We start from the raw sequence: 18,938 nt of genomic DNA, 5'->3' as shown, positions 1-18,938 counted from the left end.
TTCAAAAGGGCAGGTTTGAGGTGATGATGGTGAGGCGCGGTCGTAACGGCGCCGAACCGGGGACCTTGGATAGCCGTACAAATGGGGCTCTGACGCACATTTTCTGTAGGCGAAGGTCAGGTCGCCCCGATCAATCCGGCTTGTGTGATCTGGCCTTCGGTCTGCCCCGTTGGGCCGCGGCGATACGATCGCGGCCCGGACCGCCTGTTGGTCTTTTGTGACGCCGTTGCCGAAAGAAGCCACGAGGCTTTGAAGCGCGCTCAAGCCACGACGTCAACTCCTTCACGTCCTTCTTGCGGATCATGGCGTCGAAGTCCGCGATGATCTACCGCGCATCGACGAGAGATGGAACGCCCTGTTCGATGGCAGCTATTGTGACGGTTTCCGATTTGGTGAGGGGGTCGCGTCCAATCGTCATCAGTCGCGCGTTCGTCCGTGCGGAGGGGAGCCGCGTCCGCGGGAATAGCTTCGTATTCGGACTGCCAATCTGGGTGATAGTTCGAGATCGCCAAACATATGACCGGGCTAGATCTTAAAGAAACGCATAGCCGCCAAAGCCGATCTTTTCAGCCAGCCCCGCCAGAGCCTTCTCGATGTTGCTTCCATCGCCTTCGATTGCGGTGAGATCAGTCAGCTTGTCCAGCCTTGCTGCATTCGTTTTCTCCATGATCGCGTCGGTGATTTCGTTGTCGCGCTATCAGCCTGCACAACCGTTCGCCTGCCACCTTGTGCAGGCCGTGCAGACATGTCCGATTTGCCAACGACTAGCGGCGTTATTGCGTTTGCAAAAAAAACATTGAAGATATTTCGAGCTGTGCGTGCCGCTGATATACCGCAATATTATAACAGATCGAAAAAATATATTACGGACCACCTGGAGGATCCAACCTGTCTGGGTACATTTACGTGCCAAACTTCGGCGGCGAGCGGAGTAATCCTTGCGAAAAAAGTGGCTGCCGCCGGAGCTTCTTCGACGACAGCCAAGTTGCCCTAGAGGGCCGGGGAAACACACGTCTATTCGCTTCTAATCACCAGATGACCTTCTTCAGCCAACTCAGCCCGAACCCTCAGCTCGCCAGCTTCTCCTTCACGATCTTAGCAGCCGCCTCGTAGCCCATGGTGGTCACAAGCTCCGTTGCGAACGCAGTGCTTCTTTTCAGATTCGCTTCGCACTTGGGAGCGTCGGCCCTGACGCCCTCCACACAGGTTGCCGTGAACGTCAGTACGGCCTTACGCAGGAGCTCCATGGCATTATGGATGCTGAAGACGATAATTGGCTCCATGGCATTGAGCTGTAGCTGACCGGCTTCGGCGGCCATTCCGACTGTCGTGTCCATCCCATAGACAAAGAAGCACACTTGGTTGAGCGCTTCGGCCGCTACTGGGTTCACTTTGCCAGGCATTAATGATGAGCCGGGTTGCAGTGCTGGAAGTAGGATTTCGCCGATGCCGCCGCGCGGACCACTTGACAAGAGCCGGAAATCGTTCGCGATCTTTGACAGTTTTGCAGCGGTCCGCTTCAGCAGCCCCATGTGGAACATGAAGGCGCCCATGTCCCAGCTTGCCTCGAAGAGATCCTTCGAGCCAATCAGCGGGAGCTCGGTATTGCGCGACAGATGCTCCAGCACGCGGGCTCGGTAAGATGGCGTCGCTGCAACACCTGTTCCGATCGCAGTTCCGCCGAGATTGACTTCGAGGAAAAGCTGCTCGGTCTCCTTCAGGCGCTCACAATCCTCGAGAATCGTCGTCGAGAAAGCCCCAAACTCCTGACCAAGCGTCATTGGTACCGCGTCCTGAAGCTGCGTGCGACCGAGCTTGCGGATATGCTCAAATTCCTGCGCTTTGGCTTTTAGGGCATCGGCAAGAACGACGAGCGCGCCGCGCAGAGTGCGGCTTGCAGGAATCACCGACAGGCGCACAGCGGTGGCGTATGCATCGTTCGTCGATTGGGAACGATTGACCTCATCATTGGGGTGAACCAACCGCCCTTCGCCGCGAACTCCCCCCAGCAACTCACTCGCCCGGTTAGCGAGAACTTCGTTCATATTCATGTTTGTCGAGGTGCCCGCGCCGCCTTGGAATACGTCGACGGGAAACTCGTCATTGTGCTTCCCGTCAAGCACTTCCTTGCAAGCCTCAACGATGGCGTCTCGCTTATCCGCGACGAGGACGCCCTCCTCGCAATTCGCCTGCGCAGCCGCAATCTTCACATGGGCCAACGCCTGAATTACGAACGGCATGCTTTTGATAGCAATGCCCGAAATGGGAAAGTTCTCCACCGCTCTGGCGGTCTGTGCACCGTAGTAACGATCCACCGGTACGCTCATGGAACCTAGTGGATCATGTTCGGTGCGGTAGTCACAATAAATAGTGTCGGTCCCCAAGATCATGCCTTCCGAAGAGTCCAAGCCCCTGAATGCTGGAGCCTTTTGCGCTTCGCACAACACTTGTGCTTTCATGGCTGCGATATCATCCTTCGAGAACTCTGCTTATCCCCGATTGATGCCAACGACGGTGGGCTGAGTCATGTCCTCATAGGCGAAGCACGCCTTCCCTGCCCATGCTGCCGTATTTGAAACCGCCGAAGGGTATGGCGTCGAGCCGATAATCCGAGGGGTCGTTGATCATCGGCGTCTTTCCGGCTTTGTGCGCCGACCTCGAGTACGACCGCCGAGGCTCTTCCTTTCGGTATATCGAATAGTCTATCTTCTCGAGATAACCCTTTCCCCCACGAGCATTGAGGCGGGGCTCTCAGCAATCACATCGATTGTAACATTATTCTGTGTTGTCATTAACTCAAGCTGGGCCAATGTGATGTCGTCGGTGATCGGGGTGACTGTTATCCCGGTCTCAGCTTCGAACGGCTTCAATGTTGGCCCTTCCGACGTTGCCGTAGAGCCGGACTCGCAGATCGCCCGGCGACTGCGCCCCAAAGCTCGGCGGCTTACGAATGCGCCGCGATTGCGACAGTGGACAACGTCGCCAAGAAAGGTTTGCGGTTCATAGTTCCTCCTCCTTTGTTGTTGATGCCAACCATTTCTATTTCGTTGAGGTTACATTAGCTTTACGCTCTATTATCTCAGAAAAGCCGCGACTAACGTCGAAATTGTGCGCGCTCCAGAACCTGGAGGAGTTTTCCTGCATGATCGACGCAAACTCCTTGCTGACGCACTGTCGCAGCTCTTGACCGACGGCAAAGCCACGGAAAGTGGGCATGCGCCTTAAGATTTTCCTCGCAGCATACGAGCGAGCTGCGCGGCGCGCCTCAGGCGAACCGGTCCATTTGTGCAGTTTACTAAATTGTTTCACTCGGAGCGGAGAGCGACTTTGCGGGCGGCTTCGACACCGAGCAAAGAGGCGCCCTGAAGAATTAAGCTAGCGGCCCCGGGCAGGTCCGCCCTGGGAGGTGGGCGCAAGTCGGGTCAAGGTGAGCGTTCTCGTTCCAACCCAAGCTATTCCGGCCTGTGCAGTGTGACTACGAGACTTGAACCCGTCAAAGCCCCATGTTCAGACGAGCACGGCGCTTACAGAGCAGGTTGGGCGTGTACGCACATTGAGGCTCAACCGATCCAGTTCATTTTGGCTTGAATCGCCAGTCTGTTCGAGATAGTGCTACGATGTCGTAGCCCCCGACTGCTGATGGGCGCTCTCCTTGAACAAACCATGGATATTGTGGCGAAAACGGCTGATCGCTGGGGGTGATATGCGGTATGATCGAATTGATGCTCGTATTCTTGAGATAATGCAAAAAAACAATCGGCTGACATCTGAAGTTGTCGGTGAAATGGCTGGCTTGTCTGCTACTGCCTGTCAACGGCGCTTGAAGAGGCTGCGGGCTGAAGGCATAATCGAAGCTGACGTCTCGATCGTGTCACCGAAGGCGGTTGGCAGACTAGTTCAAATGCTTGTTTTAGTCAGCCTCGAGCGAGAGCGCGCTGACATTATTGACAGATTTAAGAGGGTTATTAAATCGTCACCCGAGGTCGTCAGCGGTTTCTATGTCACCGGAGATGCCGATTTCGTTCTCTACGTGACTGCGCGGAGCATGGAGGATTACGAGCAGTTCACCCGCCGATTTTTCTATGAGAACCCTGATATCAAGGGGGTAAAGACGATGGTGATTATGGACCGTGTCAAAGCCGGATTCGCCGTACCTGTCGAAGAGGCTTCGGAATCCGCGCCGTGATCACCGGATTGCGCATGAGCTCCCTCTGCAATCATTCACTCGCCTTCCGGCCAAGATGGCCGCTGCCGGACCTGTTCCCAATGAGCTTGCCATCGATCGCAGTCACGTCAAGGCGCATCGCTCTGCGGCAGGCTCAAAAAGAGGGCGTTCTCGGAAGCGATTGGTCGCCGTGGTGGAAGAACAAGCAAAATCCATGCTTTGGCCGATGACCGAGGCAGACCGGTAGCCTTCGCGTTAACGCCTGGCACATCGACCGACATCACCATAGCCATTCCCTTGATCGACATGGTGGCCAAGGCCCAAAAAGGCTCTTGGCCGACAAAGCCTATGATGCCGACAGCCTCCGCACTTGGACATCTCGAACCACCGGCATTTCCAGAGGTGGGTGGTGCGGCAATGAGATTGCGAACAGCCTGAAGCGCGGCGGTGGCTGGATTATCGTTGGGGCTGATGCTGGTTGCCGATTTCGGCATCGCGGCGACGTTTTCCGCCGCTCTCGCCGTCATGCGGGGGGAGTTCGCCCTTGGTGCCAAACGAAGCGGGTGAGATTGTAGGCGAGGTTGGCCATGCCGATCTTGGTGCGGGCGCGGGCGATGCCGATCGTGCGGACAAACAGGCCCATGCGGGAGTTCTGCTGCGCAAAGACGTGCTCGACGAAAGCGCGGATCTTTGAGCGCCGGCCATCGGCCAGTGCCATCGCCTCGCTCATCGGCCGGCCTTTCGGTTTCTTGTGATGAATGTCGGAGACGTAGCCGTTCTTGACCACCCCGTTCAACTTCTCCAGTGGATCGCCGGCCTCGCTCAGCCGGACAGAGCGCTCGTCAATGTCCCAGAACCCAGCCTGCCCTCGCATTCAACCCCTCCGTGCAAATCACCAGACGAAGTGAATCAAAATGCGTCCTCGATTTCCGGTTTTTCGAGGTGTCCACTTGGCTTAAGCGGTCGGGGCGGACCCGCTCGCGATCCCGCAAGACTACGGTAAGGTCCGCCCGGGGCCGACGAGGCTTGCTTGGGGATTGTGCCCAACGCGCGGTTGCCCGAGATGATGACTTTGCAGCCGGTCTCGGAGAGCTTGCTTGCGACGAAGCTGGAAGCCTTGGGCCGGCTGCCGCCGAGACGAACTCGACGGCAGCCGCGTTGCTTTGGGAGGTGGCCTAGAAGGCGGCGGCGGGCACACTGCCGGTGACCTTGCCCCTCTGATCTAATCCGGTTTGAAGTTCGTTCTGGCCCATCGAGAGGACCAGGAGATGAAACGTAGCCGCTTCTCTGAAGAGCAGATCATCGGAATTTTGAAGGAACACGAGGCCGGGGTATCGGTTGCCGATCTGTGCCGCAAGCACGGGGTCAGCGACGCCTCGATCTACAACTGGAAGGCCCGCTTCGGCGGCATGGATATCTCCGAGGCTCGGCGACTGAAGGCGCTGGAGGACGAGAACACGCGGCTAAAGCGGCTTCTGGCCGACGCCATGCTCGACAATGCCGCGTTGAAGGATCTTGTGGGAAAGAAATGGTGACGCCCGCGGCCAAGCGGAAAGCTGTCGCTCGCCTGAAGGAAGGCTTCGGGATGAGCGAACGGCGGGCGTGTAAAGCCATCGGCTGTTGCCGCATGACGGTTCGCTACGAGACCAGCAGGCCGGACGACCGCGAGGTTCGCGAGCGGATGAAGGCGATCGCGCAGGAGCGTCGCCGGCTCGGCTACCGGCGTCTTCTCGTGATGCTGAGGCGGGAGGGCCTGATCGTGAACCACAAGAAGCTGTTCCGGCTCTATCGGGAGGAGAAGCTCGCCGTTCGCCGCCGTGGCGGCCGCAAACGGGCGATCGGGACCAGGGCGCCGATGCTGGTGCCGCTGAGGCCCGACGAGCGCTGGTCGCTCGACTTCGTATCGGACCAACTCACCGACGGGCGCCGCTTCCGGATCATGGCCGTCGTCGACGACTGCACGAGAGAGTGCCTGGCACTCATCGTTGGTACGTCTCTCTCGGGCATGCGGGTTGCCCGCGAATTGGACCGGCTCATTACCGAGCGCGGCCGGCCGAGGATGATCGTCAGCGACAATGGCAGCGAATTCACCTCGAACGCCATCCTCTCCTGGGCGGATCAGAACCGCGTCGAATGGCATTACATTGCGCCCGGCAAGCCGATGCAGAATGGCTTCATCGAGAGCTTCAACGGCCGACTGCGCGATGAACTGCTCAACGAGACGCTGTTTACCTCGCTGGCTCAGGCGCGCGTAGCCATCGCCCTGTGGCGCGCCGACTACAACACCGCACGGCCGCACTCCCAAATCGCCTAGCAGACACCGGCCGAGTTCGCCAGCACTTTCAATCCGCGACGGTCGCTCGCGCTGCGCTATGCCAAAGGCTCCGCGACAGCGCCCGTCGCTTCACCCGCCCAGCAGGGCACAACCCACGCCGGAAACGAACTCAAAACTGGATAGAAACTGGGGGCAAGGTCACCGGCATAGATCGGACGCTTGAAGGCTCGGGCGTGTTAGCTGACCTGGTTTCATCACAACCACGGAAGAGCTACTTTCCCTCTCCTCTGCAGCGGCGCAACATTATTGCTTAGCTCGATCTCCATTTGGGTCGAAAAACGCGCGGAGTGACGCGTCGGCTTCGTAGAGTTTACCGGCGATCTCGATTTCCCATCGACTGTTTTCGATTAAATCCTTAGTGACACCGGCGGGATGGTTTACATATCCCATTGCTATTGAAGTTCCAATTGTGAAGCTCTTCACGCCGGACGAAATATAGCCGACGATCTCCCCGTCGCAGCGGATAAGTTCTTCATGAAATAAAACGGGTTTCGGATCGCGAACCTTGAACGATACCAGCCTTTTCTTTAGTGGGCCGGAATTTCTTTGACAGGTTAACGCGTCCCACCCAATAAATCCACCTTCTTTATTCCAATCAACTGTAAATCCTAAGCCGGCCTCGAGCAACGTGTCGACGGGTGTAAGATCCAGCTGGTATTCTCGGTAAGCGCGTTCGGATCGTAGATGTTCAAGCGCGTGGTATCCTGCAGCCTTTAGGCCAAAGGCTTGGCCGGCCTCCCAAACAACATCAAACACGTGCTGAGCCATCTCGGTCGGAATATGCAGCTCCCAACCAAGCTCCCCGACATAAGTCAGCCTGTTGGCTATTACGCGAGCATACCCGACATCGATTTCCTGACTTGTAGCGAATGGGAACGCTGAATTTGCCAAATCTGTATCGGTAACTTGGGACAGAATCTCCCGGGATTTAGGTCCTTGCAATGATAGGACTGCATAAGCGGACGTGACATCAGTGACCGTAACATTCCAGTCATCCCTAACGTGTTTTGTAATCCAAGCCTTATCCCGAGGATGAACGGTCGCGGAGGAGATAATCAGAAACTCTGTCTGTGACAACCGATTTACTGTAATGTCTGTCTCGATTCCACCTTTTTGATTGAGCATATGTGTGTAGACGAGCTTTCCAATGGGCACATCCACATTGCCCGCGCAAAGCCACTGAAGGAAACGACACGCATCACCACCTTGCACTAGATGCTTGCCGAATGAGCTTTGGTCTAACAGGATGGCCTCGTTACGAGCGGCCTTACACTCTTGACTCGTATACTTGAACCAGTTCGGCTCATCGTAGGAGTAGAGGTTTTTCGTCGATTCCCCCTCCCCCGCGAACCACAGCGGACGCTCCCAACCCATGCCTTCACCAAAGCTGGCTCCAAGCTTAGCCCATCGATCATGAAGTGCACTTTTCCTAACGCCACGGGAGGTCTCCGGCTGGTAAGCCGGCCAGTGCATCTTGTAGTGAAGACCCACCACTTCGACTGTACGATCGTGCAAGTATCTTTTATTGATCTGGAAGGGATGAAACCGCGCGACATCGATGAAGCTGGTATCCATCTGGGGCTCGCCAGCAATGATCCATTCCGCCAGAGCTCGCCCCGCTCCAGCACCGTACTCAATACCTTCCGAGTTGTACCCAGATGAAACGTAGAGATTTTTCAGTCCGGGCACTTCACCTATCATAAACAGAAGATCTGGAGTGAAACTTTCAGGGCCGTTGAAAAACTTGGCGATGCCTGCGTTCGCGAGCTCAGGAACAATCTCTATTGCCTTGGTCATCGGCAATTCAAAGTGGTCCCAATCTTCGCGGAGCTCGATGAAGGCTGTTCCTTTCGGAAGCTTTTCCATCGGAAGCGGCTTCCCCCACGGCTCGAAGGCGCCCACAAGAAGCTTTCTTGTGTCTTCTTTCAAATAGACGTGGCCGTCCGTGTCGCGCAGCACAGGCAAGGTCGGCGTCACAAAATCCATAGGTTCGGTCACTACATAGAAGTGCTCTGCGGCGTACAAGGGGACCCGCGCACCTAGCTTGGATGCAAGATCGCGGGTCCAAAGCCCACACGCGAGTACGAGAATTTCAGCTTCAACGACACCTTCATTAGTTCGGATCTGATAGCAACCTTCTGAAGTCTGCCAAAGGTCGTTAACATCAGAATTCTCGAAGATCTTCACGCCGTTTTGCTTGGCGCCAATTGCTAAAGCCATGCATGTGTCGACTGGATTGGTTTGGCCGTCTCCAGGGATAAACACTGCACCTTCGATGATAGACGGATTGAGGGCCGGATATAGCCGCTTAGCCTCGCTCGGCGAAATCATGTGGGCCTCAAGCCCAAAACTCTTAGCAATTGATGCATTGCGTGCAGTTTCATAGAGGCGCTCTTTGGTTCTAGCGACCCCAAGCGTGCCATTTTGCTTGAACCCCGTCGCTTGTCCGGTTTCGGACTCCAGAGCGGAGTAGAGTTCCGCGTTGTACTTCGCAATCTCCGTGAGCGCGTGAGTACCGCGCGTTTGCATGATCAAGCCAGCGGCATGCCACGTGGTGCCAGATGTAAGCGTGTTTCGCTCTAAAAGCGCGACATCCTTTTTACCGTTTTTTGCGAGGTGATACGCGACACTCAAACCCGCGATTCCTCCACCTAAGATGAGAATCTCGTAACTGCGATTGGGTAGCTCCCGAGGGCGAAGGGGCGAGTTGGTGATCATATGCATCCTTGTTCGAATTTGGCAGGGGTCGCGCCAAGGTATTCCGATGGTTTGGGCATTGATCCTCCGCCCGACGCGGCCGCGCCGGCGAGGCAATAATATTCGTTTGTGACAGGTTAAAGGAGGAGGCTCGTCGAGATCGTGCTCGTTGTGAGACGACTACGCAGTTATTCTGCATATTTGTCGGCTTACTCGCCGTTGTTACGCTGCCTCCGGCAATAAGCAAACGCTCCAGGGTACACGCCGGTGTTGTGAACCGCATCCTTCTGCTTCTGCGCTCCTTCGCAGCATTTTCAGTGTTCGTTTTCAAGGGACCGACGGAGAACCTAAAGCCCGGCGCCGACGTATTGACGACTTGCCCAGCCACAACGCGCCATCTTCGTGATCTCCTGAACTCGCGGAGATATCGGCGCGACGCCGCACCTCGCACTTGTCCGAAACAAGCGGGAGGCACATCCGCGTCCCCCGCTGTGCTCCGGAGACAAACGCGGAACATCCCTGCAGCCGGCCAGCGCCGCCCCAAGGGCTGATAACCAGCTGGTACTAATTCACGTTCCGTGGCGTGAGGCTTATTGAAAGCGTTCCTTGGTGGGTGGTCGTGGCACGACAGACAAAGATAAGATGGATAAATCCGCAGAAAAATGCCCGTTGTTCGCAGCAGAACGCCTTGATGGCCTGGAATTGCGCCGCCAACCGACCCACTCGCGCGGTTAGTTTGATGTAAAATCGAAAACTGACGGAGTTACACATGAAAGGTTCAGCAACCGCCGCACTAAGGGGGCTCAAACGGCAGGACCTTCTGCAAAAATGCGCCTATGTGGGGGGCGCTTGGCTCTCCAGGGCTGAGACACTCTCGGTGCTGGACCCGGCTACTGACGAGGAACTCGCTCTGGTGGCAGCCTGTGACACGTCTGACGTGGACAACGCAGTCAACTTTGCGAAAACCGCATTTCTGCGATGGCGCGATGTACTTCCTGCGGAACGGGGCGCACACCTGCAGAAATGGGCCGCTGGGATGCGTGAGAATGCGGAAGACCTTGCCGCGATCATGACCGCCGAGCAAGGCAAACCCTTGGCCGAGGCGCGGGGTGAAATTTCATATGCCGCTAGCTTTCTTGACTGGTTTGCAGCGGAGGGCGAGCGGGCATATGGCGAGACCATTCCGAGCCATCTTGCCGGAAGTCAGTTGGCCGTGCGGATGCAGCCGATTGGAGTGACCGTCGCAATCACGCCATGGAATTTCCCGTCGGCAATGATCACAAGAAAAGCTGGCGCCGCGCTAGCTGCAGGCTGTACCATGATCGTCAAGCCCGCCCCGGAAACGCCCTTGTCAGCTCTGGCGCTGGCCCGTCTTGCCGAGGAGGCAGGAGTGCCAGCCGGCGTGTTTCAAGTGATCACGGGAGAGGCTCCCCTGCTTTCAAAACAGCTGTTGGATCATAGCGATGTGCGGGCATTCTCCTTCACGGGCTCGACCGAGGTCGGTCGTATGCTGCTCGAGCAATCGGCAAAAACCCTCAAGAAGGCTTCACTTGAACTTGGCGGCAATGCTCCTTTTATCATTTTCGATGACGCACCGTTGGAGACTGCCGTGGCTGGATGCATGGCAGCCAAATTCGCCACATCCGGTCAGGACTGCCTGGCAGCCAATAGGATCTATGTCCAGCGGGGAAGCTATCTGCGCTTTGTGGAAGAATTCGCGAAGGCCACCAGTAAACTGAAAGTCGGGCACGGATTCGAGCTTGGTGTCAACATTGGCCCAATGGCCAAACCATCTGTCGCCGAAAAGTGCAGGCGACAGGTTTCCGAAGCTCTTTGTGCCGGTGCCCGCATCGTTGTTGGCGGACAGGACAGTCCGCTCGGGGGCAATTTCGTCACCCCAACTGTTCTCGCCGACGTCACGGACGACATGCTGATTGCCAAGGAAGAAACTTTCGGTCCGGTGGCGGCAATCTTGGTTTTCGACGACGAGGCGGAAATGCTCGCCCGAGCCAACAACTCGGAAATGGGTCTTGCGGCGTATGTCTATACGCGGGACCTCAACCGCGCCCTGCGGCTGACCGATCAACTGGAGTACGGCATGGTTGCCGTCAACACCCCGAAATTTACTGGCGCTCCCATACCCTTCGGCGGATGGAAGCAATCCGGACTCGGCCGCGAGGGCTCAAGACACGGTCTCGCCGAATATCTCGAACCCAAATACGTGTGCATCGGCAACATCGCAGCCTGAAAGGAAAGCGCTATGACTATCAACATCAGGGATATCAGCGAGAGGGATAGAAACGCTGTTCTACATCCTTTCACGCAGCTCAAGGACTTTGCCGCCGGAAAACTAGGCGATCCGATCATCGTCGAGGCGGGCAAGGGCATTCGCATTCAGGACGCGCACGGCAACAAATTTATCGATGGTTTTGCCGGCCTCTACTGCGTCAACGTTGGCTATGGCCGCACCGAAGTGGCAGAAGCAATCTCGCGTCAGGCCTATCGCCTAGCTTATTATCACTCCTATGCGGCGCACACGACGGACGAGCTCGCGATCCTCTCCGATCGCCTCGTGAAGATGGCGCCTGGCAAGATGAGCAAAGTGTTCTACGGCATGTCCGGCTCGGACGCCAACGAGACCCAGGCCAAGCTTGTCTGGTATTATAATAATCTTCGCGGCAAACCGAATAAGAAGAAGATCATCTCGCGTGAACGCGGCTATCACGGTTGCAGCGTCGTCTCCGGCTCGATGACGGGCATGAGCTTCTACCATGACCACATGGACCTCCCGCTCCCGCAGATCGTTCACACTGGTGTTCCTCATCACTACTGGGGCGCAAACCCAGGCGAGTCCGAACGCGAATTTTCAGTGCGCCGCGCCGAGGAACTTGATCAGCTGATCGAACGCCTAGGCCCGGACAATGTTGGCGCCTTCATCGGCGAGCCGGTGCTCGGCACCGGCGGCATCACGCCTCCGCCGGAGGGCTACTGGGAAGCAATCCAGGCCGTGCTCAAGAAGCACGATGTGCTGCTCGTTGCAGATGAAGTCATAACCGGCTTCGGCCGGACTGGCTCCATGTTCGGCTCGCAGCACTATGGCATCGAGCCAGACCTCATCACGATCGCAAAGGGTCTGACTTCGGCCTATTTCCCACTTTCCGCTGCAATCGTCGGTGAAAAGGTCTACAAGGTTCTGGAGGACGGGGCGGACAAAGTCGGCGCATTCTCGCACGGTTACACCTATTCAGGTCACCCGATCGGGGCTGCCGCGGCCAACGCAGTTCTGGACATCGTCGAGAAAGAAGACCTTCCGGGGAATGCTCGCGACGTTGGTGCATTCTTCCAAGCGCAGCTAAAGGAGAAATTCGCGCAGTTGCCGATTGTCGGCGAAGTGCGCGGCGTTGGCCTTATGGGCGCAATCGAGTTTGTGGCCGATCGAGACAACAGGAAGCGTTTTGATCCGACCCTCAAGGTTGGTGCGCGCATCTCCAAGGCAGCGCGCGACCGCGGTCTGATCGCCCGCGCCATGCCACATGGCGATATCCTTGGCTTTGCCCCACCGCTCGTTACCACCAAGGGTGAGACGGAAGAGATTGTTGCAATCGCCGAAAGCGCAGTGCGCTTCGTCATGGATGAGCTTACGCGGGACGGGGTTAGCATCTAGACGGGCGGCAGCCGAATTGGCGGTGGCGAGATGCCCTGAAGGTCTGCCCGATCGTTCAACAGGCGCAGCTTGGGCCCCTCTACGGAGCCTTTACCGGTGACAACGTGATTGGGCAGATCAAGTGAGGCTTATCGGAGAATAATCGGGCCCGACCGCAACGGGGCTGCGCCGAAAGCGCCCAGGCATGAGAGCAGAGCCTAGCTCGGATCCCGAGGCGATCGCCTCGGGCCGGCAGGCTATCGCTAGAATGCTGTCGAATACGGGAAAGGAACCAGCCGGGATGCTAGACTTGCAGTCCACATGCCGAAATTTTTACTTTTACCTCCTGCCGGCCTTTTCGCTCCAGGCCTTCTCGTCGGCAGTAGAAGCGCTGAGGCTCGCCAATGAGGTGTTGGGGCGGGACGTGTATAGCTGGCAGGTCATTTCGGATGACGGGCAACCTGCGGCCTCGAGTTGCGGGTTGTTGGTTTGCGCCGATTCTTCGTTATTAATCGAGCGTGAAAGAGCTCGTCGATCGATCTCAGCACCGGCTGTTGTGGTTGTCGGCAGCCGCAATGCTCCTAGTCCGCACAAACAGCTTGATGCCTGGCTACGAGAGTGTCGGAACCGCCGCGGGAGCCTTATAGGGATAGGTAGTGGTACGATTGTGCTTGCTCGAGCGGGTCTTGCAGAAGGGCGGCGTTGCGCGGTTCACTGGGAGCAATTTCCTATGTTCTCTGAGCGGTTCCCAAGTGTGCTAGCCGCTCAAACCACGTTCGAACAGGACGGGCACTTACACACTTGTGCCGGGGGCGACGCCCCCTTTGACATGTTTCTCGGCATGGTTAATCAGCATCATGGGACGACAGCCGTCAACCGTATTTGCGAAAAAGCTATCGCGTGCAGGATCCGTGCAGCGGGCGACCGCCAACGTCTACCCCGTCATTCTCGAGTGCAACTCAATCACCAAGCGGTCATCAAGGTAATCGACCAGATGGAATCAAACCTCACGGAGCCATTGCTACTGGACGAAATTGCGGGGTCAGCCGGCCTATCGCGGCGTCAAATCGAGCGGCTGTTTAGGCGGGAACTGGGATGTGCTCCGAGCCGCTATTACTTGGATCTTCGTCTGGAACGCGCGCACCTGCTTCTCATCAGCTCGCGTCTGCCGGTTGTTGAAATTGCGATGGCTTGCGGCTTTGTCTCTGCATCGCACTTCTCGAAAGCATACCGCGAGGCTTACGGATGCGCGCCGCATCAATCACGATTACCAGTCTACCAACGAAAAAAAATGCGGTTGAACCGTCCGCATGAAAATAGAGCCCTCCAAGTCGATCGTGGGGACGTAGCGAAAGGGTGCCCAATTGCCACTAGCCGCGAGCTGTGTTGGCCTTGAGGTCGGCTACGGTGCGCTTTTGATCAATGCTTAAGCGTACCAAACGAGCGAAGGGCATTCGAAGAGGTGCGGGTTCGGCGAGCTCTTGTAGATTTTAGCCGCAAATCGGCTCAGCCCGCCTGCTTGCCAACACTGACGCTAGATAAACACTCCAATGATAGGGAAGATGATCTCGATATGATCCCATTGCCTTTCCCCCCGCACGAATACCGGAACAGGCTTTCCGCCATTCGCGCGGAAATGGCGCGCCGCAACCTCGATCTGCTGATCGTCAACGACGTCGCCAACCAGCACTATATCACCGGCTATGACGGCTGGTCGTTCTATACGCCGCAAATGGTGCTGGTGCCGCTCGCCGACGAGGAGCCGGTCTGGATCGGCCGCGCCATGGATGCAGCGGGCGGGCTGCTGACGGCGTGGATGAAGCCCGAAAACGTCGTCGGCTTCCCGGAAGATCATGTCCAGCGCGCCGACCGCCATCCAATGGACTGGATTGCCGATTGGATCACGAAGAAGGGCTGGGGACGCGGCAATATCGGTATTGAGCTCGAGGCCTACTACTATTCCCCAAAGGCGCATGCGCGGCTGACCAGGGGCCTGCCCAATGCGATCTTTCAAGACGCCGACCTTCTGGTGAACTGGATCCGCAGCGTCAAATCGGACGCCGAGATCGACTACCTCCGCAAGGCCTCTCGCCTTGCCGAGGCGGCGGTTAGCGCGGCCTATGACGTCATTGCACCGGGCGTGCGCGAATGCGACGCCATCGCGAAAATTCAGGCCGCCCAAATAGCCGGCTCGCCTGATTTCGCTGGCGACATCACCGCGGTGCCGCCGACCATACTGGGTGGCGAAAATGCCTCAGCGCCGCATATTATGTGGAGCGACCGCCGCTTTGGCGACAACGAAACCGTCGCGCTCGAACTTGCCGGTGTCGTTCGCCGCTACGCCGCCGGTCTGGCGAGGACGCTTCAGCTCGGCGCCATGCCTGCGAAGGTCGGCGACACTGGCAAGGCCGTGCTCGAGGGCATGGAGGCCGTGCTTGAGACGATTGGGCCTGGCGTCGTGGCGGAAGACGTCGAGGCGAGCTGGCGGAGAGTTATCCAGCGCTACGGCCTGAAGAAGGAGTCCCGCATCGGCTATTCGATCGGCGCCGCCTATCCGCCGGACTGGGGCGAACACACGATCAGCCTGCGCCAGGGCGACAAGACAATCCTGAAGCCGGGCAACGTGCTTCATTCCATCCTCGGCATGTGGATGGACGGCTGGGGGATCGAAGTGAGCGAAACGATCCTCGTCACCGCCACCGGCTGTGAAACGCTGACCCAGTTCCCGCGAGAGATCCATGTCAAACGCTGAAGCCGGCAACGGATTGATGGACGCTAAGCTAGAGCAGCGGTTGTTGGAGGTCCGGCGCCATCTTCACCGCAACCCGGAGCTCTCGAACGAAGAGCGCGAGACGCAGGCCTATCTGAGAGAGGCGCTGGAGGACGCTGGACTGAGCGGGATCAGGCCCGTGGCCGGTTTTGGCCTGGCCGTCGACGTGGTCGGCACGGCCGGCCCGTCGAACCGCAAGGTCGTCATCCGCGCCGATATCGACGCGCTGCCGATCATGGAAACGTCGGGCGTGCCGTTCAGCTCCGAGCGCAAGGGCGTCATGCATGCCTGCGGCCATGACGCTCACGCCGCAATGGGCTACGCCGCCAGCGTTCTCCTGGAGCGCCAGAAGCAATCGTTCAGCGGCACCGTTCGCATTATCTTCCAGCCTGCCGAGGAGGCTGAGCCGCTCGGCGGCCGCCGGGTCGTCGAAGAAGGGCTGCTGGACGACGTCGACGCGGCAATCGGCATCCATGTCGATCCTTATACCGCGACCGGAATGATCGCGGTCGGCGCGGGGCCGTATACGCTTGCGTGCGATATTTTCGACATCACGGTCACCGGCAATTCCGCGCACGCCGCAAAACCGTTCGAAGGCGTCGACGCCATCGCCGTCGCCTGCTCGATAGTGACGGAGCTGCAGAAGATCGTGTCCCGCGAGATCGATCCGTATGACCCGCTGGTCGTCTCCATCACTGGCATCGAAGGCGGCGGCGCCTACAATGTGATCGCCGCCGAGGCCAAGCTGAAGGGCACGATCCGCAGCGGGCATGAAGCGACCCGCCAGCATGCTTGGAAGAGGCTGCGTCAGATTGTAGAAGGCGTGGCTTCAAGCCACAACGCCAGTGCCGAGGTGGACCTGAGGCGTGGCGAACCACCGGTCATCAACGACCCGGACATGGTAGAGATCATCCGCCGAACCGGTGCCGGCCTTTTGGGGCAGGACAATATGCTGAGCGCGCCGGGTTGGACGGCCGCCGATGATTTCGCCTTTTACAGCGAGAAGTGTCCTTCGGTCTATTTCCGGCTGGGCATCCGCAATGAGGAGCTTGGCGCGGTCTATCCGCTTCACCATCCGCGATTTCGGGTCGATGAACGGGCACTGTCGATAGGGGCTGTCATCCTCTGTGACTCCGCGCGAAATTTCTTGATGCCGCCGAACTAGTGGGTTGGACGACCCAATGCTCCCTCGCGCATCGCTCCGCGACGAACCACAAATTGCCATCACCCAGCGTTTTGCCGTGTGAACGGGAGTATGAAAGGATGATCATGCTGAATAACAGTCGTTCCCATGGACTCTGGGAGCGAACCGCGCCAAAGGCTCCACATACAAGCGTTCTCCAATACGCCCATAAGCAAGATGTAGTCGTAGTTGGCGGCGGATACACAGGACTTTCGACGGCATTGCACCTGGCGCAAGCCGGTGTAAAGGTAAGCGTGCTTGAGGCAATGGAGATTGGCTTTGGCGCCTCGGGGCGCAATGCTGGCTTAGTCAATGCCGGCCTCTGGATGAAGCCGGACGATGTGAAATCTAGTCTAGGGGCACCTTTCGGTGAACAGGTGCTCCACCTTCTCGGTAATGGGCCTGCCGAAGTTTGGTCTCTGATCGACAAGCATGCCATAGACTGCCAGGCAGTGAGGAACGGTACGCTTCATTGCGCTGTCGGGGAAGCGGGACTAAATGAGCTCCGGGAACGTGAGCGGCAGTGGCAGAAACGGGGCGCGCCCGTGAAGCTCCTCAATGCAGAGGAGACGTCGGCACGTATTGGTACAACAGCCTATTCCGGCTCACTTCTCGACCTGCGCGCGGGAACTATCCAGCCACTCGGTTATGTGCGAGGACTTGCACGCGCTGCTGTCTCTGCAGGAGCCAAGGTATATAGTTCAAGTCGGGTCACCGGGACCGGGCGATCAAACGGTAAGTGGACGGTGCGCACAGCGAGCGGATCGGTCGAGGCCGACTGGATCGTAGTAGCAACGGACGCTTACACTAAAGCGCCCTGGCAAGAGCTTAGGCATGAGCAGATACATCTTCCTTATTTCAATGTGGCAACCCGGCCGCTTTCAGACAAACTACAGAAGTCGGTTCTCCCCAACCGCGAGGGCTGCTGGGATACGAAGAAGATCTTGAGTTCGTTTCGACTGGACCAAGAGGGACGGTTGGTTTTTGGCAGTATCGGTGCGCTCGGGGGTACGGGTGCCAGGATCCACCGAGCATGGGCTACGCGTGCCATTCGCAAGCTCTTTCCGCAGATCGGTGCAGTTGAATTCGAAGCCGAGTGGTATGGCATGATTGGAACAACAAGTAACCATCTGCCTCGTTTTCACCGCTTCGCATCGAATGTAGTCAGCATCTGCGGCTATAATGGCCGTGGCATTTCGCCAGCCACGGTCTTTGGGCGTGTGCTGGCCGACCATATTCTCGGGAATGTCGGAGACGCGGATCTGCCACTTCCCGTCACTATCCCGGAAACCCCGGCTTTCCGCGCGCTCAAGGAAAACTACTATGAGGTGGGTGCCCAACTGGCACACTTCGTCGACGCTCGGTTCTGAAACGACACGGTTGTGGCCTTGCGCGCGCTTGCAATCTTTAGCCCCCTTCTGGACCGATCCTCGCCCCCGGGCCGAAGCTTCTGGACGAGGTCGGTTGTTCTGGTGAAGAGCACCCGCCAGCCATTCACGACTGGATGCCGGGCCCAAGCATCCAACGGAGAACAACCAGTGTGAATATATCGGTCTCGACGTGTCGTTGGAAAGAGACGGCGATTTCTGTGCGGCGTGGCGGCAAGCGGATCTGGCGCGGCAAATGCCCCTCCGATCCGAGCCTGGTGGCGGAAGTCGTCCGCAAGCGGGCGGCAGGGGCAGAGCGGGTGGTGTTCGAGACCGGTCCTTTGTCGGTGTGGTTCTATCACGCATTGCGCGCGGAAGGGCTTCCGGCGATCTGCATCGACGCCCGGCATGCCAAGACCGCGCTCGACATGGCGCCGAACAAAACGGACGCCAACGATGCCGATGGCTTGGCGCATCTGGCCGAGGTCGGCTTCTATCGCGAGGTAGGGGTAAAGGGCTATGACAGCATGCTGATCCGCACGCTGGTGGCCGCGCGGACCAGGCTGGTAAGGATCACCACCGAACTCTCAAACCAGATCCGCGGGCTCATGAAGACGTTGGGCTGGTCGTTCCCCTAAGCAAAGGCGGCAAGTTCGAGTATAATATCCAGCGCCTGCTAGACGTCATGTTCCGAGGCGGAGAACGGTGGGCCGCCCTTTCGTGCGATTAAAGACGAGGGTTGCTCGGATGGGCCGAGCCGATCCTCACGCACGGAGAG

The 18,938-nt window shown here is 57.9% G+C and carries 10 protein-coding genes and 5 pseudogenes; 10 read left to right on the top strand and 5 right to left on the bottom strand.

Annotated elements, in window-relative coordinates:
* Positions 1 to 128 precede the first annotated feature (128 nt).
* The 3 genes and pseudogenes from NKK51_RS32465 to NKK51_RS30145 all read right to left on the bottom strand — a co-directional run.
* A pseudogene (locus NKK51_RS32465) lies at positions 129 to 454 on the bottom strand (ISL3 family transposase); the annotation flags it as partial.
* 78 nt (positions 455 to 532) lie between these two features.
* On the bottom strand, positions 533 to 667 hold the full coding sequence (locus tag NKK51_RS30150; protein WP_352555846.1) for a hypothetical protein: 135 nt from the start codon (positions 665 to 667) through the stop codon (positions 533 to 535).
* A 400-nt stretch (positions 668 to 1,067) separates the two neighbouring features.
* Positions 1,068 to 2,459: an aspartate ammonia-lyase gene (locus NKK51_RS30145; protein WP_352555844.1), complete on the bottom strand. Its 1,392-nt coding sequence runs from the start codon at positions 2,457 to 2,459 to the stop codon at positions 1,068 to 1,070.
* Between the two features lie 1,244 nt (positions 2,460 to 3,703).
* Between NKK51_RS30145 and NKK51_RS30140 the strand changes: the two genes are divergently transcribed.
* Both NKK51_RS30140 and NKK51_RS32460 read left to right on the top strand, forming a co-directional pair.
* Positions 3,704 to 4,186, top strand: a complete 483-nt coding sequence (locus tag NKK51_RS30140; RefSeq protein WP_352555866.1) for an Lrp/AsnC family transcriptional regulator — start codon at positions 3,704 to 3,706, stop codon at positions 4,184 to 4,186.
* A gap of 40 nt (positions 4,187 to 4,226) precedes the next feature.
* Positions 4,227 to 4,539, top strand: a pseudogene (locus NKK51_RS32460) (transposase); the annotation flags it as partial.
* A gap of 149 nt (positions 4,540 to 4,688) precedes the next feature.
* On the opposite strand, the pseudogene NKK51_RS30130 reads toward NKK51_RS32460, so the two are convergent.
* A pseudogene (locus NKK51_RS30130) lies at positions 4,689 to 4,937 on the bottom strand (IS5/IS1182 family transposase); the annotation flags it as partial.
* A gap of 496 nt (positions 4,938 to 5,433) precedes the next feature.
* Here NKK51_RS30130 and NKK51_RS30125 point away from each other — a divergent pair.
* A pseudogene (locus tag NKK51_RS30125) lies at positions 5,434 to 6,623 on the top strand (IS3 family transposase).
* 120 nt (positions 6,624 to 6,743) lie between these two features.
* On the opposite strand, the gene NKK51_RS30120 reads toward NKK51_RS30125, so the two are convergent.
* Complete coding sequence (locus tag NKK51_RS30120; protein ID WP_352555842.1) at positions 6,744 to 9,218, bottom strand: GcvT family protein; 2,475 nt, start codon at positions 9,216 to 9,218, stop codon at positions 6,744 to 6,746.
* 748 nt (positions 9,219 to 9,966) lie between these two features.
* Here NKK51_RS30120 and NKK51_RS30115 point away from each other — a divergent pair.
* The 7 genes and pseudogenes from NKK51_RS30115 to NKK51_RS30085 all read left to right on the top strand — a co-directional run.
* Positions 9,967 to 11,445: an NAD-dependent succinate-semialdehyde dehydrogenase gene (locus tag NKK51_RS30115; RefSeq protein ID WP_352555840.1), complete on the top strand. Its 1,479-nt coding sequence runs from the start codon at positions 9,967 to 9,969 to the stop codon at positions 11,443 to 11,445.
* A gap of 12 nt (positions 11,446 to 11,457) precedes the next feature.
* Complete coding sequence (locus NKK51_RS30110; protein ID WP_352555839.1) at positions 11,458 to 12,861, top strand: aspartate aminotransferase family protein; 1,404 nt, start codon at positions 11,458 to 11,460, stop codon at positions 12,859 to 12,861.
* Between the two features lie 184 nt (positions 12,862 to 13,045).
* Positions 13,046 to 14,236 carry a GlxA family transcriptional regulator gene (locus NKK51_RS30105; protein WP_352555837.1) on the top strand — a complete coding sequence of 397 codons (1,191 nt, stop codon included), beginning with the start codon at positions 13,046 to 13,048 and terminating at the stop codon, positions 14,234 to 14,236.
* Between the two features lie 177 nt (positions 14,237 to 14,413).
* Entirely contained in the window at positions 14,414 to 15,592 is a 1,179-nt protein-coding gene (locus NKK51_RS30100; protein ID WP_352555835.1) for a M24 family metallopeptidase, read from the top strand.
* The gene (locus NKK51_RS30095; protein WP_352555833.1) at positions 15,579 to 16,775 is read left to right on the top strand and encodes a M20 metallopeptidase family protein; all 1,197 of its coding nucleotides are present in this window, start codon (positions 15,579 to 15,581) and stop codon (positions 16,773 to 16,775) included. The genes NKK51_RS30100 and NKK51_RS30095 overlap by 14 nt, the downstream gene beginning before the upstream one ends.
* A 104-nt stretch (positions 16,776 to 16,879) precedes the next feature.
* Positions 16,880 to 18,163 (top strand): NAD(P)/FAD-dependent oxidoreductase, encoded by a 1,284-nt coding sequence (locus tag NKK51_RS30090; protein ID WP_352555864.1) that lies wholly within the window; start codon positions 16,880 to 16,882, stop codon positions 18,161 to 18,163.
* A gap of 130 nt (positions 18,164 to 18,293) precedes the next feature.
* Positions 18,294 to 18,839, top strand: a pseudogene (locus tag NKK51_RS30085) (IS110 family transposase); the annotation flags it as partial.
* Positions 18,840 to 18,938: the final 99 nt, after the last annotated feature.

The sequence above is a fragment of the Mesorhizobium sp. M0011 genome (assembly GCF_040324155.1).
Lineage (GTDB): Bacteria > Pseudomonadota > Alphaproteobacteria > Rhizobiales > Rhizobiaceae > Mesorhizobium.
Note: the sequence above shows the minus strand (reverse complement) of the source record. Positions and strands in the feature narration are given on the sequence as shown.